The following is a 21498-nucleotide window of genomic DNA, read 5'->3' on the forward strand; positions in this document are numbered from 1 at the left end:
GGCGGATGATGGCACGAGCGGGGGGGACGGACAAACAGCGGCATGGCGCGCGGCGACGGCCGTTCGCCGGCCGGCGCCGCGGCGCTGGCAATTTGCCGGCGAACCCGGCATTTTTGTCGGAATGTCGCCAGCCCTGCGCCTCTGCCTGCTGCTCGCCGTCCCCTGCCTGCCGGCCCGGGCCGAGGAGGCGCTGCGCGTCGGCGTGCTGCTCGATCCGCCCTATGTGCAGCGCGAGGCCAGCGGCAGCCGGCTGACCGGCGCCAGCGTCGACCTGGCCGAACTGCTGGCGCGCCGGATGGGCCGGACGCTGAGCTGGCAGGTCTACGACAGCCCTGCGGCGCTGGCCGCCGCCCAGCAGGCCGGCCGCCTCGATCTCGCCCCGCTGCTGCCGCAGACGCCGGCCGGCCTGCGCTACTGGCGCTTCAGCGAGCCCGCCGTGCGCGTGCCGGTCAAGCTGGTGGCGCGGCGCGGCTTCCGCATCGGCACGCTGGACGAGCTGACAGTCGGCTACCGCGTCGCGCTGCGCGACGACGGCCCGCTGCGGCGCTTCGTCGCCGAGAACTACCCGGCCCTGCCGCGGCTGGGCCTGGCCGGCGAGCGCGCCGCGCTGGACGCGGTGGTCGACGGCCGGGCCGACGCGGCGCTAATCGACCTGCCGCATGCCCACGCGTTGCTGGGGCGCGGCGACTACCTCGACCTCGAACTGATCGGCGACGCCGGCTACACCCTGACGCTGCGGGTCGCCAGCCGCGCCGACCGGCCGGAACTGGGCCGTGCGGTCGACGCGGCGCTGGCGCGGATCGAGCCGGCGGCGCTGGCCGCGCTGCAGGCCCGCTGGCTGCGGCCGCCGGCCACCCCGGCCTGGCAGCGGCCCGGCTTCTGGCGCGGCGCCAGCTGGCTGCTGCTGGCCGCGCTGCTGGCGCTGGGCCTGGCGCTGGCCTGGCAGTCGCGGCAGCGGCGCGAGCTGCGGCAGCAGCTGGCGCAGACCCGGCGCGAACTCGAAGCGCGCGAATCGAGCGAGGCGGCGCTGCAGCTGACCCAGTTCTCGCTCGACCGCAATACCGCCGGCGTGCTGTGGCTGGGCTGGGACGGCCGCATCTGCTATGCCAACGAGGCGGTGCTGCGCATGCACGGCCATGCCGCCGGCCAATTGCTGGGCCAGGGCATCCGGGCGCTCGATCCGGCGCTGGACGTGGACGGCTGGCTGGCCTGCTGGCACCACATCCGGCAGGCCGGCGCCGACGAGTACGAGACCGTCCACCGTTGCGCCGACGGCAGCCAGCTGCCGGTGGACGTGCGGCTGTCCTACCTGCGCTACCGCGACAGCGAATACCTGGTGGCCTTCGTCACCGACGCCACCGAACGCCGCCGCGCCCGCGCCGCCCTGTTGGCCAGCGAGGCCGACCTGCGCGAGCTGGCCGCCCATATCGACACGGTGCGCGAGGAAGAGAAGGCCCGCATCGCCCGCGAGGTGCACGACGAGCTGGGCCAGGTGCTGACCGGCCTGCGGCTGGAGACCAGCATGGCCGGCCAGGCGGCCGGCGCGGCCGCCCCGGCGCTGGCCGAGCGCATCGGCCGCATGCAGGGCCTGATCGACCAGACCTTCCTGATCGTGCGCAGCATCGCCAGCGAATTGCGCCCGCCTATCCTCAACGCCGGCCTGCCGGCGGCGCTGGACTGGCTGGCGCGCCGCTTCGAGGAACGCTACGGCCTGCCCACCGTGGTCAGCGTGCACGGCGCGGTGCCGGCGCTGGACGCCAAGACCGAGATCGCGCTGTTCCGCATCGCCCAGGAATCGCTGACCAACGTCGCCCGCCATGCCCAGGCCCAGACCGTGCGCATCGACCTGACCGTGAGCGACGGCACGCTGTTCCTCGCCATCGAGGACGACGGCCGCGGCTTCGCGCCCGATCCGGGCCGGCCCGCCTCGTTCGGCCTGATCGGCATGCGCGAGCGGGCGATGGCCATCGGCGGCAGCTGCATGGTGGAAAGCCGCGAGGGCGAAGGCACCGATGTCACCGTACGCTTGCCAATTGTCGAGAAAGGCGCGGACCTCGCGCCAGCGGGGCTCCCTCGCAGCGGCGAGGGCGGGGGGAGTGGGATATAAACCGCGATCACTCTTTGATTTCCACGTGCACCAGCGCGCCCGGCTTTGCCGGGTGGATCGCAGAACCAGGTGCTTAACTGCCTCAACAGCCTACTCGGCGCTGTCCCCATCCTTGCAGGAAGACCCCCGATGATCCGTGTCCTGATTGCCGAAGACCATCCGATCGTGCGCGAAGGCGTCAAGCAGCTGGTGCAGCTCAGCGGCGACATGCGGGTGGTCGGCGAGGCCACCGACGGCGAGCGGGTGCTGGAAGCGCTGCGCCAGACGCCGTGCGACGTGCTGCTGCTCGACCTGTCGATGCCCGGCCTGAGCGGGCTGGAGGCGTTGCCGCGGATCCTGGCGCAGGCCAAGCCGCCGGCCATCCTGGTGCTGTCGATGCACGACGAGGCGCAGATGGCGGCGCGCGCGCTCAAGCTCGGCGCGGCCGGCTACGCCACCAAGGCCAGCGATCCGGCGCTGCTGATCGCCGCCATCCGCAAGCTGGCGGCCGGCGGGCGCTACATCGACCCGCAGCTGGCCGACCGCATGGTGTTCGAAGTCGGGCTCGGCAGCGACAAGCCGCCGCACGCCCAGCTGTCGGAGCGCGAGTTCCAGATCTTCCTGCGGCTGGTCCGCGGCGAAGGCATCAACGACATCGGCCAGCAACTGGCCATCAGCGCCAAGACCGTCAGCACCCACAAGCTGCGGCTGCTGCAGAAGCTCGGGCTCGGCTCCACCGCCGAGCTGGTGCGCTATGCCATCGAGCACAAGCTGATCGACTGAGGCCGGCCGGCCCGGTCCATTTCGGTCCAGTCCGGTCCAGTCCGGTTCGGCCCGGCTCGGCCGAACGGCTCACGCCGCCCTAGGAATTTCCTTACAAGCGGGTCAGCCGAGCCGTACGGCAAAATCCGCCCCGACTATAGGACGGCCGATCGCGCCGGCGCACCATGCGGCATCCCCCACCTTCCGGGCCTGCCGCGATGAGCGCCACCGATACCCTGGTCAGTTTCCGCAACGTGCAGAAGAGCTACGACGGCGAGACGCTGATCGTGCGCGACCTGAACCTCGATATCCGCAAGGGCGAGTTCCTCACCCTGCTCGGACCGTCCGGCTCGGGCAAGACCACCAGCCTGATGATGCTGGCCGGCTTCGAGACGCCGACCGCCGGCGAGATCTGGCTCGGCCAGAAGCGGCTGGACCGGGTGCCGCCGCACCGGCGCGACATCGGCATGGTGTTCCAGAACTACGCGCTGTTCCCGCACATGACAGTGGCCGAGAACGTGGCCTTCCCGCTCAAGGTGCGCGGCATGAACCGCAGCGACATCGCCGCCAAGGTCAAGCAGGCGCTGGAGATGGTGCAGCTGGGCAAGTTCGGCGGCCGCTACCCGGGCCAGCTGTCGGGCGGCCAGCAGCAGCGCGTGGCACTGGCCCGCGCGCTGGTGTTCCAGCCGCAGCTGGTGCTGATGGACGAGCCGCTGGGCGCGCTGGACAAGCAGCTGCGCGAGCACATGCAGATCGAGATCAAGCACATCCATGCCCGCCTCGGCGTCACCGTGGTCTACGTGACCCACGACCAGGGCGAGGCGCTGACCATGAGCGACCGGGTGGCGGTGTTCCACCAGGGCGAGATCCAGCAGATCGACACCGCCCGCACGCTCTACGAGCAGCCGAAGAACACCTTCGTGGCCAACTTCATCGGCGAGAACAACCGCCTGGGCGGCACCCTGCAGGAGCGCGCCGGCGAGACCTGCACGGTGCGCCTGCCGCACGGCGAGACCGTGCGGGCGCTGGCGGTCAACGTCGGCGAGCCGGGCGGCCCGGTGTCGCTGTCGATCCGGCCCGAGCGCATCCGCCTGAACGGCGCCAGCGAGGGCTGCGCCAACCGGCTGACCGGCCGGGTCGAGGAATTCATCTACCTGGGCGACCACGTCCGCATCCGCCTGCAGGTGGCCGGCGCCGACCACTTCGTGGTCAAGCAGCCGATCGCCGAACTCGACGGCGAGCTGAAGGTGAACGACGTGATCCCGCTGGGCTGGGATGTCGAGCACGCCCGCGCGCTGGACCCGGTCCGCACCCCCTGATTTCCCCGCTGCCTCATTCCGCACAACGATAAAGGAGTCGACATGCCGCAGTTCCGCTTTGCCCGCTTGCCCCTCTTGCTCGCCTGCCTGGCCGCCGCCACGGTCTCGGCGCGCGACCTGACCGTGATCTCCTTCGGCGGCGCCAACCGCGACGCCCAGGCCAAGGCCTTCTACGAGCCGTTCCGGCAGACCGGCGTCAACCTGGTCGCCGGCGACTACAACGGCGAACAGGCCAAGATCAAGGCCATGGTCGAGACCGGCAGCATCGGCTGGGACGTGGTCGAGGTCGAGTCGCCCGAACTCGCCCGCGGCTGCGACGAAGGCCTGTACGAAAAGCTCGACATGGGCCGGATCGGCAACAAGTCCTTCTTCGTGCCCGGCGCGGTCAGCCCCTGCGGCGTCGGCATCTTCGTCTGGTCGACCGTGCTGGCCTACAACGCCGACAAGCTCAAGGCCGCGCCCGCCAGCTGGGCCGATTTCTGGAACGTGCAGAAATTCCCCGGCAAGCGCGGCCTGCGCAAGGGCGCCAAGTACACGCTGGAATTCGCCCTGATGGCCGACGGCGTGGCGCCGAAGGACGTCTACAAGGTGCTGGCCACGCCGGCCGGCCAGGACCGCGCCTTCAAGAAGCTCGACCAGCTCAAGCCCAACATCCAGTGGTGGGAAGCCGGCGCCCAGCCGCCGCAGTACCTGGCGGCCGGCGACGTGGTGATGAGCTCGGCCTACAACGGCCGCATCGCCACCGCGCAGAAGGAAGGCAAAAACCTGAAGATCGTCTGGAACGGCGGCATCTACGACTTCGACGCCTGGGCCATCGTCAAGGGATCGCCCAACAAGGAGCAGGCGATCAAGTTCATCGCCTTCGCCTCGCGGCCGGAGAACCAGAAGGTCTATTCGGAAAACATCGCCTACGGCCCGACCAACACCAAGGCCAACGCCCTCCTGGGCAAGGACGTGGCGGCCGGCCTGCCCACCGCCCCGGCCAACATCGCCGGCCAGGTCGGCATCGACGTGAACTTCTGGGCCGACTACGGCGAACAGCTGGAACAGCGCTTCAACGCCTGGGCCGCCAAGTAAGCAGCCAGCAGCAGCGCATCGGCGGCGGGCGCGGGCGACCGCCCCGCCGCCCGCCGCGAGGAATCCGCCATGACCACGCCCGCCCCCACGCCCCTGCTCAGCCAGGACGGCATCCCGCTCAAGCGCCAGCTGGCCCGGGCCGAACGCACCGGCACGCTGAAGGCGCTGGCCCTGATCGCGCCGCTGGCGCTGTTCCTGGCCGTCGTGTTCGTGCTGCCGCTGTTCGGCCTCTTGGCCAAGAGCGTGGACAACCCCGAGGTGCGCGGCTCGCTGCCGCTCACGGTCCAGGCGCTCGCGCGCTGGGACGGCCGCGGCCTGCCGGCCGAGCCGGCCTACCGGGCGGTGGCGCAGGACCTGGCCGCCGCGCGCGAGGCGCAGACGCTGGGCGACCTGGGCAAGCGGCTGAACATGGAAGTGCCCGGCTATCGCAGCCTCTTGGGCAAGACCGCCCGCCGCCTGCCGCTCGAACCATCGCCGGCGTCCTACCGGCAGGCGCTGGTCGAGCTCGACGAGCGCTGGGGCGACCCGGTCTACTGGCAGGCCATCCACCGCAACGGCGGCAGCCGCACGCCGTTCTACCTGCTGGCGGCGGTGGACCGGCACATCGACGAGCAGGGCGAGGTCGCCCGCGTCGATCCCGGCCAGGCCATCTACCTCGAGGTGTTCGCCCGCACCTTCTGGATGAGCACGGTGGTGACGCTGGTCTGCCTGCTGCTGGCCTACCCGCTGGCCTATCTGCTGGCCAGCCTGCCCACCCGCCGCGCCAACCTCCTGATGATCTGCGTGCTGCTGCCGTTCTGGACCTCGGTGCTGGTGCGGGTGGCGGCCTGGATCGTGCTGCTGCAGTCGGGCGGCCTGATCAACGGCGCGCTGCAGCTCCTGGGCCTGATCGACGCCCCGCTGCAGCTGGTGTTCAACCGCCTCGGCGTCTACATCGCCATGGTGCACATCCTGCTGCCCTTCATGATCCTGCCGATCTACAGCGTGATGAAGGGCATCTCGCCCAGCCACCTGCGCGCCGCGGTCTCGCTCGGCTCGCATCCGTTCGGCGCCTTCTGGCGGGTCTACTTCCCGCAGACGCTGAGCGGCATCGGCGCCGGCGGCCTGCTGGTGTTCATCCTGTGCATCGGCTACTACATCACGCCGGCGCTGCTGGGCAGCCCGAACGACCAGATGGTCAGCTATTTCGTGGCCTTCTACACCAACAGCACGGTGAACTGGGGCATGGCCACCGCCCTGGGCGGCCTGCTGCTGCTCGCCACCCTGCTGCTCTACGTGGTGTACGGCTGGCTGGTCGGCGCCAAGAGCCTCAAGCTGGGCTAATTGAATGCAGCCCAAGTGCCTGCTTCCGAGATCCGCCCGGCGAAGCCGGGCGCTTTGGTGCATGTGGCCATCAAACGAATCCTCGCTGATTTATTCCACTCCCCCGCCCTCGCCGCCTTGGGTCCCCATGAAGTCGAAGACTTCGTGGGGTATCCAGAGGGAGCCTCGCTGGCGCGAGGTTGCATCTTCAACGGCCGGCTAGGCCCACCCGTCTCCCGCGACCCGGAAGGATCATCCCGATGCCCCCCTTCGCCTCCCCGATCGAACGCGCCTGGCAGGTCCTGCACCGCCTGTTCTGCGGCGCGGTACTGCTGTTCCTGCTGCTGCCGATCCTGATCATCGTGCCGCTGTCGTTCAACGAGAGCTCCTTCCTGCTCTATCCGCTGACCGGCTTCTCGCTCAAGTGGTACGCGGCCTTCTTCGAATCGCCCGAGTGGATGCTGTCGCTGAAGAACAGCCTGATCGTGGCGCCGGCCGCCACCGCGATCGCCATGGTGCTCGGCACCGCGGCCTCGGTCGGCCTGACCCGCGCCGATTTCCGCGGCAAGGCGCTGCTGCAGAGCGTGCTGATCTCGCCCATGGTGGTGCCGGTGGTCATCGTCGGCGTCGGCAGCTACCTGTTCTACGCCCCGCTGGGCCTGGTCAACGGCTACGCGGCGCTGATCCTGGTGCATGCCGCGCTCGGCGTGCCCTTCGTGGTCATCACCGTGACCGCCACGCTGGCCGGCTACAACCACAACCTGACCCGCGCCGCCGCCAGCCTGGGCGCCAATCCGCTGACGGTGTTCCGCCGCGTCACGCTGCCGATCATCGCGCCCGGCGTGATCTCGGGTGCGCTGTTCGCCTTCGCCACCTCCTTCGACGAGGTGGTGGTGACGCTGTTCCTGGCCGGCCCCGAGCAGGCCACGCTGCCGCGGCAGATGTTCGGCGGCATCCGCGAGAACATCAATCCGACCATCGCCGCGGTGGCGACCCTGCTGATCGTCTTCTCGACCGTGCTGCTGCTGGCGCTGGAATGGTTGCGCGGCCGCGCCGAACGGATGCGCACGGCGCAGCAATAGCCGCCCGGCCGGATCGGCGGACGCGAAAAAGCCCGGCTCGCGAGCCGGGCTTTCGCATCGGGCGCGCAGGCGCCCATCGCATCACTTGCTGGCGTAGATCTGGTCGAACACGCCGCCGTCGCCGAAGTGGGCCTTCTGCACCTTGCCCCAGCCGCCGAACACCGCGTCGATGGTGAACAGGTTCACCTTGCCGAACTGCTTGGCGTACTTGGCCGCCACCGTGGCGTCGATCGGGCGGTAGTAGTTCTGCGCCGCGATCTCCTGGCCGGTCGGGGTGTAGAGGTAGTCGAGGTAGGCCTGCGCCACCTTGGTGGTGCCGTGCTTGGCGGCATTCTTGTCGACCAGCGAGACGGTCGGCTCGGCCAGGATCGACACCGACGGGGTGACGATCTCGAACTTGTCCGGACCGAGCTCCTTCACCGACAGGTAGGCCTCGTTCTCCCAGGCGATCAGCACGTCGCCGATGCCGCGCTCGACGAAGGTCACGGTCGAGCCGCGCGCACCGGTGTCGAGCACCTTCACGTTCTTATACAGCCGGGCCACGTAGTCCTTGGCCTTCGCCTCGCTGCCGCCGGGCTGCTTGAGCGCCCAGCCCCAGGCCGCCAGGTAGTTCCAGCGCGCGCCGCCCGAGGTCTTGGGGTTCGGCGTGATCACCTCGACGCCGGGCTTGACCAGGTCGGCCCAGTCCTTGATCTGCTTGGGGTTGCCCTTGCGCACCAGGAACACGATGGTCGACTGGTAGGGCGCGCTGTTGTGCTTGAGGCGCTTCTGCCAGTCGGCCGGCAAGAGCTTGGCCTTTTCCGAGATCTCGTCGACGTCGCCGGCCAGCGCCAGCGTCACCACGTCGGCCTCCAGCCCGTCGATCACCGAGCGCGCCTGCTTGCCCGAGCCGCCGTGCGACTGCTTGACCACCACGTCGTCGCCGGTCTTCTTCTTCCAGTCGGCGGCGAAGGCCTTGTTGAAGTCCTGGTACAGCTCGCGCGTCGGATCGTAGGAGACGTTGAGCAGGTCGATCTGGGCGGCCAGGGCCGAGAGGGGCAGGGCCGCGGCAAGGACGAGGCCGAGAGTGGTGCGCTTCATGAGGGGTGCTCCGGCGGTGTTGGTTTTGGTGACGCCCACTCTAGCCGCGGAGCTTAAATTCAAAAAAAGAATTAAATTTACTCTTTTTATACCGTTAAATTATTAATAGGCAAGCTGCCGCCGTGGGCGGAAACAGCACGGCGGTGCTCGGCTACGGTGCCCCGGCCGTTCGGTACAGACGTGAAAAAAGGCCGGTCCGCGTATGCGGCCGGCCTTCTCGGTACGCGCGGCAGGAAGCTTATTCCTTGGCCTTCAGCGCCTCGACCAGGTCGATGTACTTCTGCTTGGCGGCGTCGCTGTCGGTGCCCTTGAGCTCGGCCCAGGCGTTGTACTTGGCCGCGCCGACGAAGTCGAACATCGACGGCTTGTCGCCGCTCACGTCGCCTTCGCTGGCCTGCTTGTACAGCGCGTACAGCTTGAGTTTCACCGAGTTGTCGGGCGCTTCGGAGAGCTGGGTGACGTCTTCGGCGGCCTGCTTGAATTGCGCATCGATATCGGACATGGCGTGTTCCTCACTGAATCAGAAGTCGGGGGATCGGCTTGCTCGGGTCTGATCGGATAACTTGGCGTGAGACTCACGCTGCTCCCGGTTCGGTATGGGCCAGGCGGCCACCGACCAAGGTATGGCGGACTCTACCACGCAACGACAGGCCGGCAAACGGCGTGTGCTTGCCGCTGCTGAGCAGCGTTTCCGGCCCGACGCGCCACTCGGCGTGCGGGTCGAACAGGCACAGGTCGGCCGGCGCGCCGACGCCGATGCGGCCGGCATCCAGCCCCAGCAGCGCGGCCGGCGCCGAGGTGACGCGCGCCAGCGCCTGCGCCAGCGGTACGCGGCGCTGCTCGGCCCAGGCCAGCGTCAGCGGCAGCAGCAGCTCCAGCCCGCTGGCGCCCGGCTTGGCCTCGCCGAACGGCAGCAGCTTGTCGTCGTTGCCGACCGGGGTGTGGTCGGAGCAGATCGCGTCCACCGTGCCGTCGAGCAGCGCATGCTGGATCGCATCGCGGTCGCTCACGCCGCGCAGCGGCGGGCTGAGCCGCATATTGCTGTCGAAGTAGCCGATGTCGACGTCGGCCAGGTGGACGTGGTTGATGGCGACGTCGCAGCTGAGCGGCAGGCCGTAGGCGCGCGCGGCGGCCACCATTTCGAGGCCCTCGCGGCTCGACACGCGCTCGAGGTGGATGCGCGCGCCGGTGTCCTTCATCAGGATCACGATGGTCGAGATCGCCACCGTCTCGGCCGCGGTCGGGATCGCCGGCAAGCCCAGGCGCGAGGCGACCTGGCCGTCGTGGGCGACGCCGCCGGCGGCCAGCCGGGCGTCCTGCGGCCGCACCCGCAGCGCGATGCCGTGAGTGGCGGCGTACTGCATGGCGCGGTACAGCACGCGGGTGTCGGACAGCGGCGCGTCGGCCTGGCTGAAGCCGACGCAGCCGGCGTCGCGCAGCTTGGCGAACTCGGTCAGCTCCTGGCCTTCGAGCCCGCGCGTCAGCGCGCCGAGCGGCAGCACGCGGGCGAGGCCGAGCGCCTCGGCGCGCTGGCGCAGCATCTGCACCAGGCCGGTCTCGTCGAGCGCCGGATGGGTGTCGGGCATGGCGCAGACGGTGGTGACGCCGCCGGCCACCGCGGCACGCAGCTCGCGCGCCAGCTTCTGCTTGTGCTCGCCGCCGGGCTCGCCCAGCCGCGCGGCGAGGTCGACCAGGCCGGGGATCACGGTCAGGCCGGCCGCCTCGATGCGCGTCGCGCCCTCGAAGCCGTCCGGCGCCGCGCCGATGGCGGCGATGCGGCCGTCGGCCAGGTGCAGGTCGGCCACGGTGTCCAGGCCGCTGGCCGGATCGATCACCCGGCCGTTGAGAATGCTGCTGCGGTTCATGCGCGCGCCTCCGACAGAATGCTCATCACGGCCATGCGGACCGCGATGCCGAACGTGACCTGGTCGAGGATGACCGACTGCGGGCCGTCAGCCACCGCCGAATCGATCTCCACGCCGCGGTTCATCGGGCCCGGGTGCATCACGATGGCGTCGGGCTTGGCCAGCGCCAGCTTGTCGCTGCTGAGGCCGTAGCACTGGTTGAATTCGCGCGCGCTCGGCAGCAGCGCGCCGTTCATGCGCTCGTTCTGCAGCCGCAGCGCGATCACCACGTCGGCATCGCGCAGGCCGTCCTCGAGGCCGTGGCAGACACGCACGCCGAGCTGCTCGACGTCGCGCGGCAACAGCGTGCGCGGACCGACCACCCGCACCTCGGGCACGCCGAGCGTGGTCAGCGCGTGGATCTGCGAGCGCGCCACGCGCGAATGCAGGATGTCGCCGACGATGGCCACGGTCAGGTTCTGGAAGTCGCCCTTGAAGTGGCGGATGGTGTACATGTCCAGCAGCGCCTGGGTCGGATGCGCGTGGCGCCCGTCGCCGGCGTTGACCACCGCCACGCCGGGCCGCACATGCTTGGCGATCAGGTAGGGCGCGCCCGATTCGGCATGGCGCACCACGAACATGTCGGCGCCCATCGCTTCGAGGTTGTGGATGGTGTCGAGCAGGGTCTCGCCCTTGGCGGTCGAGCTGGCCTGGATGTTCAGGCTGAACACGTCGGCGCTGAGCCGCTTCTGCGCGATCTCGAAGGTGGTGCGGGTGCGCGTCGAGTTCTCGAAGAACAGGTTGAACACGCTCTTGCCGGCCAGGTCGTCGTGCTTCTTCTCGCCCTGTTCGCCGGCCGCGACGTAGCCGGCGGCGCGGTCGAGGATCTGGCGCAGCACGCGCGCCGGCAGCCCCTCGGTGGTGAGCAGGTGGATCAGCTCGCCGTGGCTGTTGAGTTGTGGGTTGTACATGGCGTTCTCGTTTGCTTTATGCGGCGACGCCCGGCCTGCCTGGGCCGGGCATCGTCGTTCCGGAAGTCGTCGAGGCGGTCATGGCGCCGCCTCCGGCTGGTCGAACCAGGCCTGCAGGATACGCATGGCGGCCACCTGGTCGAGCGCGGCCTTGCGGCGTTTGCCGAAGGTCTGCGCCTCGCTCAGCAGGCCCTCGGCCTCGACCGAGGTCAGCCGCTCGTCGACGAAGGCGACCGGCAGGCCGAAGCGGCCGTTCAGCCGGTTGCCGAAGGTGCGGGCCAGGCGGGTGAGTTCGTGTTCGGTGCCGTCGAGGTGGCTGGGCAGGCCGACCACCAGGCGGGCGGGCTGCCATTCGGCGATCAGCTGGCCGACGGCGCCGAAGACCTGGTCCTTGCTGCCGCCGGCGACGGTCGCCAGCGGCGTGGCGATGCCGGTTTCCTCGCTGCCGCCGGCCACGCCGATGCGGGCTTCGCCGAAATCGAAGGCGAGGACGTAGCCGGCGCGGGCCATGGGATCAGGCGTGTCCCGCGGTATCGGACAGCATCGCCATGTCGATGCCCAGGAGCTTGATCGCCGCCTCGTAGCGCTGCTCGGCCGGCAGGCCGAAGATCACCTCGATGTCGGCGTCGACGGTCAGCCAGGCGTTCTGCGACATCTCGCCCTCGAGCTGGCCCGCCTCCCAGCCGGCATAGCCGAGCGAGACGAACATGCGGTCCGGCCCGCCGCCTTCGCCGACCGCCAGCAGCACGTCCTTGGAGGTGGTCAGGCCGAGGTCGTCCTCGACCGCCATGGTCGACTGCCAGTTGCCCAGCGGCTGGTGCAGCACGAAGCCGCGGTCGGTCTGCACCGGGCCGCCGAAATAGACCGGCTGCTCGGCCAGTTCCTGGCGGCGCAACTCGATGTCGACCTGCTGGAACAGGGTTTTCATGTCCATGCCGAGCGGCCGGTTGACGATCACGCCCATGGCGCCCTGCTCGTTGTGATCGCACACGAAGATCAGGGACTTGGCGAAGATCGGGTCGGCCATGGCGGGCATGGCGATCAGGAACTGTCGGCTGAGGTTGATGGGCTCCATGGCGTGAATTATCGCATACCGATCCGGGCCTTGCCGGCTGGACTGCCGCCGGCTTTCGGCTAGTATCACGGCGAATGACCAATACATTTAATGGACAAATCACACCGCGCTATGCGCGTGCGCTGGTCTGGCTGCGGCGCGACCTGCGGCTGGACGACCACGCCGCGCTCTACCACGCGCTGCGCCAGGCCGGCCAGGTCACGCCGGTGTTCGTGTTCGACCGTGCGATCCTCGATCCGTTGCCCGCCGACGACCGCCGCGTCGAATTCATCCACGACAGCGTCGCCGCGCTCAAGGCCGAGCTGCAGGCCGAGGGATCGGACCTGCTGGTGCGCCATGCCGATGCGGCCGAGGCGATCCCGCGGCTGGCGGCGGAGCTCGGCGCGCAGGCGGTGTTCGCCAACCACGACTACGAGCCGGCCGCGATCGCGCGCGACGCCCGGGTCGCGGCCGAGCTGGCCGGTCTCGGCATCGCCTTCCACAGCAGCAAGGACCAGGTGATCTTCGAGCGCGACGAGGTGAGGACCGGCGACGGCCGGCCGTTCTCGGTGTTCACGCCGTACAAGAACGCCTGGCTGAAGAAGCTCGACCCGTTCTACCTGCAGGCCTACCCGGTACGGCGCTACCGCGCGGCGCTGGCGCGGCGATCGCCGGAATTGATGCCGACGCTGCGCGAACTCGGCTTCGAGCGCACCAACCTGGCCGCGCTCGGCGTGCGCGGCGGCGCGGACGGGGCGGCCGCCCTGTTCGAGGATTTCACCGGCCGCATCGAGCATTACCGCCAGGCGCGCGACTACCCAGGCGTGAAGGGGGTGTCCTACCTGAGCGTGCATCTGCGCTTCGGCACGCTGTCGGTGCGGCAGCTGGCGGCCTATGCCTGGCACCGCGGCGACGAGGGCAGCTTGTGCTGGCTGGGCGAGCTGATCTGGCGCGATTTCTACCAGCAGGTGCTGTGGCACCGGCCCGAGGTGGTCGAGCACGCGTTCCGGCCCGAGTACGACCGGCTGGCCTTCCCCAACGACCCGGCGCTGTTCGCGGCCTGGTGCGAGGGGCGCACCGGTTATCCACTGGTCGACGCCGCGATGCGCCAGCTCGAGCACACCGGCTATATGCACAACCGGCTGCGCATGGTGGCGGCCAGCTTCCTGGTCAAGGACCTGCTGGTGGACTGGCGCTGGGGCGAGCGGCACTTCGCCGCCAAGCTGATCGACTACGATCTGGCCGCCAACAACGGCGGCTGGCAATGGGCCGCCGGCACCGGCTGCGATGCGCAGCCCTACTTCCGCATCTTCAACCCGGTCACCCAGTCGGAGAAATTCGACCCGGCCGGCCGTTTCATCCGCCGCTACCTGCCCGAGCTGGCCAAGCTGCCCGACGCCGCCCTGCATGCGCCGTGGAAGGCCAAGCCGATCGAGCTGGCGGCGGCCGGCGTGCGGCTCGGCGTCGACTACCCGCTGCCGGTGGTCGACCACGCGGTCCAGCGCGAGCGCGCGCTGGCCTTGTTCAAGGCTGCGAAATAGAAGGACGGTCGAGGCGCCAGACCAGCTCGAGCTGGCGCAGCTGGAATTCGGCGCCGAGTGCGCCGAGGAAGGCCACCGCCGGGCTGCCGGCCTCGACGTTGATGAAGCGCAGCGGCTGGTGGCTGGCGGCGCGCAAGGCGCCGATCAGCGCGCGGCCCAGGCCCTGGCGGCGATAGCAGGGATGGACCGCGAACAGCGGCACCTCGCCGCTGCCCGGGCTGACCATGCCGATGGCGACCGGCGTGGCGCCGTTCAGCAGACGGATGCGGCGAAAGCGCTGCGGACTGCGCAGCAGCGACTGCGGGCTGTTCTGCCACGACGGCAGCCAGTCGAACCAGTGCAGGTATTCGTCGGGCCAGCGGTTGTCGTCGCGGCCGGCCGGCAGGATGTCGGCCGGCAATTCGGCGCTCAGCGGCAGGTTGAGCTGCAGGCATTCGAACTCGCGCACCGGCTCGAAGCCGACCGACTGGTAGCTGCGCCGCGCCGCTTCGTTGCGCTCGATCACCTCGAGCACGCATTGCTCGATGCCGGCTTCGCGCCAGCGCGGCCGCAGCCAGTCGAACAGGCGGCCGCTGAGGCCCTGGCCGCGCCGGTCGGGCATCACGCCGCTGGCGCAGTCGTAGGCGCTGACCGCGCCGCGCCATTCGCCGCGGCCGATCAGGTGGAAACCGACGATGCGCTCGTCCTCGCAGGCCATGGCCGACAGCGCCGGCTCGTAGCCACGCCGGCGCAGCATCGCGCCGAGGCCGGCGGCGTCGAGCCGCAGCGGCACCAGGTAATCGGCGAAGGCCTCGGCGAAGGCGCCGTGCAGGCATTCGAGCGAGACCTCGGCCAGGCTGGCGATGCGCAATTCGTTCATGGTTTCACGTGGCACTGCGTTCGAGCCAGCCGGCGAATTCCTGCCAGACCTGGGCGCGATTGGTTTCGTTGAACATCTCGTGGCGGCCGCGCGGATACAGCGTGACCTCGACCTTGCCCAGCCCGAGCGCGCGGTAGCGTTCGGCCAGCTGGCGGCAGCCGCGGCCGCCCATGCTGACCGGATCGTGCGTGCCGGCCAGCAGCCAGATCGGCAGCCCGGCCGGCAGCGTCGCCGCGCCGGCCTCGAGCCGCTCCATCTCGACGATGGCGCCGAACAGGTCCTGCCACAGCTGCGGCGTGCAGTCGAAACCGCAATCGCGGTCGGCGATGTAGGCATCGACCGTGGCCATGTCGCGGCTGAGCCAGTCGAACGGGGTGCGGGCCGGGATGAAGCGCAGGTTGAAGGTGCCGAACACCAGCCGCGCCATCAAGGGCGAAGGCGTGGCCATGCCGCGGCGGCGGCCGTCCCAGGCGGCGATCCTGCGCATCAGGCCGGCCAGCGGCGCCTGGCGGAAACCCGGCGCCGACAGCACCAGTCCATCGACCAGCTGCGGCTGGCGCAGCACCAGGAGGCGCGAGACGAAGGAACCCATGCTGTGGCCCAGCAGCACCAGCGGCAGCGACGGATCGGCCGCGCGCGCCTGATCGATCAGCGCGGCGAGGTCGTCCATCACGCGCTCGAAGCCGTCGCGGTCGGCGAAATGGCCGCGCTTGCCGTCCTGCACGCTGCCGCCGTGGCCGCGGTGGTCGAGCGCCCAGACCGTGCAGCCGCGGCCGTTGAGGAAGCGGGCGAATTCGTCGTAGCGGCCGGCGTGCTCGGCCATGCCGTGGGCGATCACCACGATGCGGCGCGGCGCTTCGGCCGGCCAGTGGTAGCGGGTCAGCATGGCGCCGTCGGCGGCGCGGAACGAGTCGATCTGCATGACGGTGGGGGCTGCCTTAGAATGGAACGGGTCTGCGGACTTGCCGGCGCGGCCGGCGGCAGATCGTCGTACAGGGGAGGATAAACCATGAGCTGGTGGCTCGTCGTGGGCGTCTTGGGCGCCGTGTTGCTGACCGTGGGCATCGGCGGCAGGCGTTGGGCGCAGGCCACGCTCAAGCTTCTGCGCCGGCACGCCGGCTATGTGCGCCACAGCATCGGCGTCGACGGCTTCGAGCTGGTCTACCAGGAGAGCGGCCGCCGCGACGCCCCGCCGCTGCTGCTCTTGCACGGCTTCGGCGGCGACAGCGACAACTGGGTCCGGCTGGTGCCGCTGCTGCGGCGGGACTTCCGCATCCTGGTGCCCGACCTGCCGGGCTTCGGCGAGACCGGCTTCCTGCCGGGCAAGTCGTATTCGCTCGAAGCCCAGGTCGCCCGCCTCAAGGATTTCGTCGAGATGCTGCACCTGGACCGTTTCCACGTGGTCGGCAACTCGATGGGGGCTACCTCGCCGCCGCCTTCGCCGCGACCTATCCGGAACGGATCGCCACGCTCGGCCTGTTCAATGCGGCCGGCGTCGACATGACCACCCGCAGCCCGTTCTACGACGCCGCGCTGGACGGCCGCAACCTGCTGCTGGTGCGCTCGCCGGCCGATTTCCACGGCGTGCTCGAGCTGGTCTACCACAAGCGGCCCTGGATGCCCGGCTATCTGCGGCGCTTCATGGCGGCCCACCGCATCCTGGTGTCCGACGACCAGGACGCGATCTTCCAGGAGATCTTCGGCGAACGCGTCTGGCTCGACGAGCACATGGCGCAGATCAAGGCGCCGACGCTGATCCTGTGGGGCGACGACGACCGCGTGCTCGACATCTCCTCGGTACAGCTGTTCAAGGCCGGCATCCCGCATGCCCAGGTCGCCATCCTGCCAGCGTGCGGCCACGTGCCGATGCTGGAGAAACCGGCGGAGACGGCGCGCGTCTACCGCGCCTTCCTGGCCGGCGTCGCCGACGGCAGCGTGCCGGCCGCGGCCGCGCCCGGCCCGGCGACCAAGGCGCCGGCAACGTCGAGCCACGACGTGCCGGCCTGAACCGCCGGGCGCGGGACGAGAAAAAGGCGGACCGCCATGGTCCGCCTTTTTACCGCCGATCGACCTACGCTGCTTCGCCGCGCCGGAAATCGCGCACCACGTGGGCCTGCCGGCGGCTGACCGGCAGCTTCTCGGGACATCCCTCGATCACCGCCAGCCAATGGCCGTCGCCCTCGTCCTGGCCGCGCTCGAAGCCGAGCAGCTTGTCGCGCGCCACCAGGCAGTTGCGGTGGATGCGCAGGAAGCGTTCGCCGAACTCGACCTCGAGCTGGGTCAGCGATTCCTCGAGCAGGAACTCGGCCTCGCGCGTGCGCAGCGTCACGTACTTGAGCTCGGCCTTGAGGTAGAGCACGGTCTCGACCGGCACCAGCCGCACCCGGCCGCGCTCGGCCACGCTGAAGTAGCGGCGCGCCTGCGACGACAGCGCGCCGAGCGTGTCCTGGCCCGGATGCACCAGCTGGCGCGCGCGCAGCAGCGCCGCTTCCAGCCGCTCCTGCCGGATCGGCTTGAGCAGGTAGTCGAGCGCGTGCACCTCGAAGGCCTGCACCGCGAACTCGTCGAAGGCGGTGCAGAAGATCACCGCCGGCCGATGGTGCAGGCGGCCCAGGTGGCGGGCCAGTTCGAGCCCGTTCATGCCGGGCATGTTGATGTCGGTCAGCACCAGGTCGGCCGGGTGCTGCACCAGCTTCTCGATGGCCTCGGGCCCGGTCTGGGCGGTGCCGACCAGCTCGTGCGGCACGGTGGCGCGGCAGTCGTTCAACAGGTCTTGCAGCCGGTTCAATGCCGGCGGTTCGTCATCGACCAGAAATACTCTGAGCGTGGCGGGCATGGCGGACGTCTCTCCCCGTCGTGTAGGGCAGCGTGATATGGACTTGATAATAGTCGCTACCGACCGTGGTTTTCAGGCTGGCCTCCGCGTCGAAATGCAGCATCAGGCGCTCGCGGATATTGCCCATGGCCATCTTGTTGCCGGCGTGGTGCCGCCCGCCCTCCCGGTAGTAGGGGTTGCGGATGTCGACGTGCACCTCGTCGCGCGCCCGGTAGATGTTGATGGTGATCACGCCGGGACTGATCGATGGCTCGATCCCATGATAGACGGCGTTTTCGAGAAGCGGCTGGAGCGTGAGCGGCGGAATCAGCGCGTCGTGCGGCATTTTCTCGGTATGCCACTCGACCCGCAGCCGTTCGCCGAGCCGCAGCGCCTCGATGCCGAGGTACTGGCCGGCCAGTTCCACCTCGCGGCCGAGCGGGCTCAATTCGAGGTTTTCGGCCATGAAGACGCGGAACAGGTCGGCCAGGTCCTCGAGTGCGCGCTCGGCCTTGCGCGGCTCGCCGCGGATCAGGCTGAGCACCGCGTTGAGGCTGTTGAACAGGAAATGCGGCCGGATGCGCGCCTGCAGGGCCTGCAGCCGCGCGATGGTGAGCAGCGGCGACAGCGCCCGGCTGCGCAGCCGGAAATAGCCGAGCAGCCCGGCCGCCAGCACTGCCGCGAAACCGGCTGCGCGCCAGGCCTGGCCGGGCTCGGCCGGGTAGAACGGCGACAGCATCGCACGCACCGCCAGCGCGCCGAGCGCGGCCAGCACCACGCAGGCCAGCGTGCCCTGCCGATAGGGCAGGCGCCGCAGGGGATCGCGCAGCAGCGCCAGCGCGGCCATCACCAGCAGCAGCGCCGGTTCGAGCAGCGCCGCGTCCTCGACGAAGCGCGCCAGCGCCGCGTCGAACTTCGGCACCGCCGCCAGCGCGATCAGCAGCGCCACCAGGTTGGCCGTCAGCAGCACGCGCAGCAGCACGCCCAGGTTGCGGGTATCGGGCAGTTGATCGGCGATGGCGGGCGGCAGCGGAGCGGTCATGGCGGCCATTATAGGGAGCGCCCCGATCGCGATGACAACCGCATGTTGCGCGCAACAGACAGCCTCGCCGGTGGCCGGGAGCCGCACAGCCAGGCGATGCCGGCGCAGCAGGGCGGACTGGGCGGCTGGCCGGCGGCAAGGGCGTGTCCCTTGCCCGCAACGGATCGCGGTGATCTACGATCAATGCGTGATAACGATATCAATCGAATGAACGGGGGGAGGCGATGTCGCTGGCCGTCCTGCACAGCCGCGCGCTCAACGGCGTGACGGCGCCCCAGGTGGTGGTCGAGGCCCACCTGGCCAACGGTTTGCCGGGCTTCACCGTGGTCGGCCTGCCCGACGCCGAGGTCAAGGAGGCGCGCGACCGCGTACGCGCCGCGATCCAGACCGCGCGCTTCGAATTCCCGGCCCGCCGCATCACCGTCAACCTGGCGCCGGCCGACCTGCCCAAGGATTCCGGCCGTTTCGACCTGCCGATCGCGCTCGGCATCCTGGCCGCCGCCGGCCAGATTCCGGCCGAGGCGCTGCAGCACTATGAATTCGCCGGCGAACTGGCGCTGACCGGCGAACTGCGGCCGGTGCGCGGCGCGCTGGCGATGTCGCTGGCCGCCAGCCGCGCCGGCCGCGGCTTCATCCTGCCGCAGGCCAGCGCGGCCGAAGCGGCGCTGATCGCCGACAGCCGCGTGCACGGCGCCGAAAGCCTGTCCGCGGTGTGCGCCCACCTGGCCGGCCATGTTTCGCTGCCGCGCAGCCTGCCGCAGCCGCTGCGCTGCGCCGACGACCATCCCGACCTGGCCGACGTGAAGGGCCAGCAGCCGGCCAAGCGCGCCCTCGAGATCGCCGCGGCCGGCGGCCACTCGCTGCTGATGGTCGGCCCGCCCGGCACCGGTAAATCGATGCTGGCGGCCCGCCTGCCGGGCCTCTTGCCGGCCATGGGCCAGGAGCAGGCGCTCGAAGCGGCGGCGCTGCAGTCGCTCGGTTCGCAGGGCTTCGACGCGGCGCGCTTCGGCCGCCGCAGCTTCCGCCAGCCGCATCACACCGCTTCGGCGGTGGCGCTGGTCGGCGGCGGTCCCGATCCGCGCCCCGGCGAGATCAGCCTGGCTCACCACGGCGTGCTGTTCCTCGACGAATTGCCCGAGTTCGACCGCAAGGTGCTCGAAGTGCTGCGCGAGCCGCTGGAGAACCGCCGCATCGTCATCTCGCGTGCCGCGCGGCAGGCCGAATTCCCGGCCGCCTTCCTGCTGGTGGCGGCGATGAACCCCTGCCCCTGCGGCTACCGCGGCCACCCGAGCGGCCGTTGCCGCTGCACGCCGGACCAGGTGGCGCGCTACGTCGGCAAGCTGTCCGGCCCGCTGCTCGACCGCATCGACCTGATCATCGAGGTGCCGGCGGTCGGCCCGGCCGAGCTGGCGGCGCCGGCAGCCGGCGAACCCAGCGCCAGGGTACGCGCCCGCGTCGACGCCGCGCGTGCGCGCCAGCTGGCCCGCCAGGGCAAGGACAACGCCCGGCTCGGCAGCCGCGAGCTCGACGCGCTGGCCGTGCTGGAGCCGGCCGGCCGGGCCTTGCTGGACCAGGCGATGCAACGGCTCGACCTGTCGGCCCGCGCCTATCACCGCATCCTGCGCGTGGCGCGCACCATCGCCGACCTGGCCGGCCAGGACGGCATCGGCGCAGCCCAGCTGGCCGAGGCGATCCAGTACCGCCGCACGCTCTAGCCGCGGCGGAAACGACGATGCCCCGGCTGGCCGGGGCATCGGTCCGAACTCGGCCGGCGGACTGGCCGGGCGGGATCAGAACAGCAGCGAAGCGTTCACGCCGACATGGTTGCCGTCGAACTCGGCGCCGTTCTCGGCCTCGTAGCGCTCGGCCACGTAGCGCAGCGTCAGCAGCAGCGAGTCCTGCACCGAGTAGCCCAGTTCGGCCACCGCGCCCGGCTTGCCGTCCATCTTGTACTCGACCTTGTTGCCGTCGATGTTGAAGCGCAGCTTGCCGCCGGTGCTGTAGCGCAACCCGCCGCCGGCGAAGAAGGCGTCGGCGAAGTGGTAGTGCGCGAGCAGCTCGATCGGATAGCGGTTGAACTCGATGCGGCCGTTCTCGCCCTGGGCCCAGTCGGAGTGGTAGTTGGCGGTCAACTGGGCCGACCAGCGCGACTCGGGCTTGCGCCAGCGCAGGCCGAAGCCGACCAGCGCCAGGTCGCCGGCCTGGATGTTGGCGTGGCTGCCGTCGGTGTACTGGGCCGTGGTCAGCTTGTCGCCGCCCTTCGAGACGCCGGCGGTCATCATGAAGCGCAGGCCGGGATGCGGTACGCCCGACGACTCGGCGTAGGCGGCCGGCACGGCCAGCAGCAGCGCGGTCGCGGCCAGCAGCGAGATGTTGCAGGACATGTTTTTCCCTCCCAGGAATTTTCGTATCGCCGCCCCCTGCGGCGAAGCCGCATTCTAGAGCGAATGGCGCCGGCTTGGCTTGCAGCGCGCGAAGGCGTTAGAATCTGCGGCCTCGAGCGGGCGTCGTATAATGGCAATACCCTAGCTTCCCAAGCTAGAGCCGTGGGTTCGATTCCCATCGCCCGCTCCACTGCAGCAATCCAAGGAATTCCACTGACGTCCAACAAGCGCTGCAAGTCACTGGTGTAAAGCAACTTTTCAGCGACTGCATGTTCCAGGG

Annotated in this window: 21 protein-coding genes and 1 tRNA gene; 11 read left to right on the forward strand and 11 right to left on the reverse strand. The window is 70.0% G+C overall.

The features are described 5' to 3' along the window. The first annotated feature begins 121 nt into the window (after positions 1–121). From H9L41_RS23480 to H9L41_RS23505, 6 genes are all read left to right on the forward strand, one after another. Positions 122–2107 (forward strand): sensor histidine kinase, encoded by a 1986-nt coding sequence (locus H9L41_RS23480; protein WP_051319278.1) that lies wholly within the window; start codon positions 122–124, stop codon positions 2105–2107. 129 nt (positions 2108–2236) lie between these two features. Beyond that, positions 2237–2869 carry a response regulator gene (locus tag H9L41_RS23485; protein ID WP_028447391.1) on the forward strand — a complete coding sequence of 211 codons (633 nt, stop codon included), beginning with the start codon at positions 2237–2239 and terminating at the stop codon, positions 2867–2869. Between the two features lie 197 nt (positions 2870–3066). After that, positions 3067–4167, forward strand: coding sequence for an ABC transporter ATP-binding protein (locus tag H9L41_RS23490; protein ID WP_028447390.1), 1101 nt, complete (start codon positions 3067–3069; stop codon positions 4165–4167). Between the two features lie 42 nt (positions 4168–4209). Continuing rightward, entirely contained in the window at positions 4210–5244 is a 1035-nt protein-coding gene (locus H9L41_RS23495; RefSeq protein WP_028447389.1) for an ABC transporter substrate-binding protein, read from the forward strand. A gap of 69 nt (positions 5245–5313) precedes the next feature. After that, positions 5314–6567, forward strand: coding sequence for an ABC transporter permease (locus H9L41_RS23500; RefSeq protein WP_051319276.1), 1254 nt, complete (start codon positions 5314–5316; stop codon positions 6565–6567). A gap of 239 nt (positions 6568–6806) precedes the next feature. Then, complete coding sequence (locus H9L41_RS23505) at positions 6807–7628, forward strand: ABC transporter permease (RefSeq protein WP_034607720.1); 822 nt, start codon at positions 6807–6809, stop codon at positions 7626–7628. Between the two features lie 81 nt (positions 7629–7709). On the opposite strand, the gene H9L41_RS23510 is transcribed toward H9L41_RS23505, so the two are convergent. From H9L41_RS23510 to H9L41_RS23535, 6 genes are all read right to left on the reverse strand, one after another. Then, positions 7710–8708, reverse strand: a complete 999-nt coding sequence (locus H9L41_RS23510; protein WP_028447386.1) for a sulfate ABC transporter substrate-binding protein — start codon at positions 8706–8708, stop codon at positions 7710–7712. A gap of 238 nt (positions 8709–8946) precedes the next feature. Next, entirely contained in the window at positions 8947–9210 is a 264-nt protein-coding gene (locus H9L41_RS23515) for an acyl-CoA-binding protein (RefSeq protein WP_028447385.1), read from the reverse strand. Between the two features lie 73 nt (positions 9211–9283). Then, positions 9284–10573 carry a dihydroorotase gene (locus tag H9L41_RS23520; RefSeq protein ID WP_028447384.1) on the reverse strand — a complete coding sequence of 430 codons (1290 nt, stop codon included), beginning with the start codon at positions 10571–10573 and terminating at the stop codon, positions 9284–9286. Beyond that, the gene (locus H9L41_RS23525) at positions 10570–11523 is read right to left on the reverse strand and encodes an aspartate carbamoyltransferase catalytic subunit (protein WP_028447383.1); all 954 of its coding nucleotides are present in this window, start codon (positions 11521–11523) and stop codon (positions 10570–10572) included. Before H9L41_RS23525 ends, H9L41_RS23520 begins: the two co-directional genes overlap by 4 nt. Positions 11524–11601: 78 nt before the next feature. Next, positions 11602–12033: a Holliday junction resolvase RuvX gene (ruvX, locus tag H9L41_RS23530; RefSeq protein ID WP_028447382.1), complete on the reverse strand. Its 432-nt coding sequence runs from the start codon at positions 12031–12033 to the stop codon at positions 11602–11604. 4 nt (positions 12034–12037) lie between these two features. Then, positions 12038–12598, reverse strand: coding sequence for a YqgE/AlgH family protein (locus H9L41_RS23535; RefSeq protein ID WP_028447381.1), 561 nt, complete (start codon positions 12596–12598; stop codon positions 12038–12040). 74 nt (positions 12599–12672) lie between these two features. On the opposite strand from H9L41_RS23535, the gene H9L41_RS23540 reads away from it, so the two are divergent. Further along, entirely contained in the window at positions 12673–14118 is a 1446-nt protein-coding gene (locus H9L41_RS23540) for a cryptochrome/photolyase family protein (RefSeq protein WP_051319275.1), read from the forward strand. Here the strand turns inward: H9L41_RS23540 and H9L41_RS23545 are convergent. Next, on the reverse strand, positions 14102–14977 hold the full coding sequence (locus H9L41_RS23545; RefSeq protein WP_028447379.1) for a GNAT family N-acetyltransferase: 876 nt from the start codon (positions 14975–14977) through the stop codon (positions 14102–14104). The two genes, H9L41_RS23540 and H9L41_RS23545, sit on opposite strands and share 17 nt — an antisense overlap. Positions 14978–14981: 4 nt before the next feature. Then, positions 14982–15899, reverse strand: a complete 918-nt coding sequence (locus tag H9L41_RS23550) for an alpha/beta hydrolase (protein ID WP_028447378.1) — start codon at positions 15897–15899, stop codon at positions 14982–14984. Between the two features lie 87 nt (positions 15900–15986). Here H9L41_RS23550 and H9L41_RS23555 point away from each other — a divergent pair, with 87 nt between their 5' ends. Continuing rightward, a complete protein-coding gene (locus H9L41_RS23555; protein ID WP_187523613.1) occupies positions 15987–16481 on the forward strand; it encodes an alpha/beta fold hydrolase in 495 nt (164 codons plus the stop codon). Continuing rightward, on the forward strand, positions 16478–16984 hold the full coding sequence (locus H9L41_RS23560; RefSeq protein ID WP_187523614.1) for an alpha/beta fold hydrolase: 507 nt from the start codon (positions 16478–16480) through the stop codon (positions 16982–16984). Before H9L41_RS23555 ends, H9L41_RS23560 begins: the two co-directional genes overlap by 4 nt. A 64-nt stretch (positions 16985–17048) precedes the next feature. On the opposite strand, the gene H9L41_RS23565 is transcribed toward H9L41_RS23560, so the two are convergent. Together H9L41_RS23565 and H9L41_RS23570 are read right to left on the reverse strand one after the other, a co-directional pair. Beyond that, positions 17049–17813 (reverse strand): LytR/AlgR family response regulator transcription factor, encoded by a 765-nt coding sequence (locus tag H9L41_RS23565; RefSeq protein ID WP_028447377.1) that lies wholly within the window; start codon positions 17811–17813, stop codon positions 17049–17051. Further along, positions 17779–18834, reverse strand: coding sequence for a sensor histidine kinase (locus H9L41_RS23570; protein ID WP_051319273.1), 1056 nt, complete (start codon positions 18832–18834; stop codon positions 17779–17781). Before H9L41_RS23570 ends, H9L41_RS23565 begins: the two co-directional genes overlap by 35 nt. A 224-nt stretch (positions 18835–19058) precedes the next feature. Here H9L41_RS23570 and H9L41_RS23575 point away from each other — a divergent pair, with 224 nt between their 5' ends. Further along, the gene (locus H9L41_RS23575) at positions 19059–20549 is read left to right on the forward strand and encodes a YifB family Mg chelatase-like AAA ATPase (protein ID WP_028447376.1); all 1491 of its coding nucleotides are present in this window, start codon (positions 19059–19061) and stop codon (positions 20547–20549) included. A gap of 75 nt (positions 20550–20624) precedes the next feature. On the opposite strand, the gene H9L41_RS23580 is transcribed toward H9L41_RS23575, so the two are convergent. Beyond that, complete coding sequence (locus H9L41_RS23580; RefSeq protein ID WP_028447375.1) at positions 20625–21218, reverse strand: hypothetical protein; 594 nt, start codon at positions 21216–21218, stop codon at positions 20625–20627. Between the two features lie 116 nt (positions 21219–21334). Between H9L41_RS23580 and H9L41_RS23585 the strand changes: the two genes are divergently transcribed. Next, positions 21335–21408: transfer RNA gene (locus H9L41_RS23585), tRNA-Gly, on the forward strand. Positions 21409–21498 lie beyond the last annotated feature (90 nt).

The organism is Chitinimonas koreensis (genome assembly GCF_014353015.1).
GTDB classification, from domain to species: Bacteria; Pseudomonadota; Gammaproteobacteria; order Burkholderiales; family Chitinimonadaceae; genus Chitinimonas; species Chitinimonas koreensis.

Coding starts and splice junctions, on each gene's coding strand:
- H9L41_RS23480 (WP_051319278.1), top strand. CDS start 122: ATGTCGCCAGCCCTGCGCCTCTGCCTGCTGCTCGCCGTCCCCTGCCTG.
- H9L41_RS23485 (WP_028447391.1), top strand. CDS start 2,237: ATGATCCGTGTCCTGATTGCCGAAGACCATCCGATCGTGCGCGAAGGC.
- H9L41_RS23490 (WP_028447390.1), top strand. CDS start 3,067: ATGAGCGCCACCGATACCCTGGTCAGTTTCCGCAACGTGCAGAAGAGC.
- H9L41_RS23495 (WP_028447389.1), top strand. CDS start 4,210: ATGCCGCAGTTCCGCTTTGCCCGCTTGCCCCTCTTGCTCGCCTGCCTG.
- H9L41_RS23500 (WP_051319276.1), top strand. CDS start 5,314: ATGACCACGCCCGCCCCCACGCCCCTGCTCAGCCAGGACGGCATCCCG.
- H9L41_RS23505 (WP_034607720.1), top strand. CDS start 6,807: ATGCCCCCCTTCGCCTCCCCGATCGAACGCGCCTGGCAGGTCCTGCAC.
- H9L41_RS23510 (WP_028447386.1), bottom strand. CDS start 8,708: ATGAAGCGCACCACTCTCGGCCTCGTCCTTGCCGCGGCCCTGCCCCTC.
- H9L41_RS23515 (WP_028447385.1), bottom strand. CDS start 9,210: ATGTCCGATATCGATGCGCAATTCAAGCAGGCCGCCGAAGACGTCACC.
- H9L41_RS23520 (WP_028447384.1), bottom strand. CDS start 10,573: ATGAACCGCAGCAGCATTCTCAACGGCCGGGTGATCGATCCGGCCAGC.
- H9L41_RS23525 (WP_028447383.1), bottom strand. CDS start 11,523: ATGTACAACCCACAACTCAACAGCCACGGCGAGCTGATCCACCTGCTC.
- ruvX (WP_028447382.1), bottom strand. CDS start 12,033: ATGGCCCGCGCCGGCTACGTCCTCGCCTTCGATTTCGGCGAAGCCCGC.
- H9L41_RS23535 (WP_028447381.1), bottom strand. CDS start 12,598: ATGGAGCCCATCAACCTCAGCCGACAGTTCCTGATCGCCATGCCCGCC.
- H9L41_RS23540 (WP_051319275.1), top strand. CDS start 12,673: ATGACCAATACATTTAATGGACAAATCACACCGCGCTATGCGCGTGCG.
- H9L41_RS23545 (WP_028447379.1), bottom strand. CDS start 14,977: ATGAACGAATTGCGCATCGCCAGCCTGGCCGAGGTCTCGCTCGAATGC.
- H9L41_RS23550 (WP_028447378.1), bottom strand. CDS start 15,899: ATGCAGATCGACTCGTTCCGCGCCGCCGACGGCGCCATGCTGACCCGC.
- H9L41_RS23555 (WP_187523613.1), top strand. CDS start 15,987: ATGAGCTGGTGGCTCGTCGTGGGCGTCTTGGGCGCCGTGTTGCTGACC.
- H9L41_RS23560 (WP_187523614.1), top strand. CDS start 16,478: ATGACCACCCGCAGCCCGTTCTACGACGCCGCGCTGGACGGCCGCAAC.
- H9L41_RS23565 (WP_028447377.1), bottom strand. CDS start 17,813: ATGCCCGCCACGCTCAGAGTATTTCTGGTCGATGACGAACCGCCGGCA.
- H9L41_RS23570 (WP_051319273.1), bottom strand. CDS start 18,834: ATGACCGCTCCGCTGCCGCCCGCCATCGCCGATCAACTGCCCGATACC.
- H9L41_RS23575 (WP_028447376.1), top strand. CDS start 19,059: ATGTCGCTGGCCGTCCTGCACAGCCGCGCGCTCAACGGCGTGACGGCG.
- H9L41_RS23580 (WP_028447375.1), bottom strand. CDS start 21,218: ATGTCCTGCAACATCTCGCTGCTGGCCGCGACCGCGCTGCTGCTGGCC.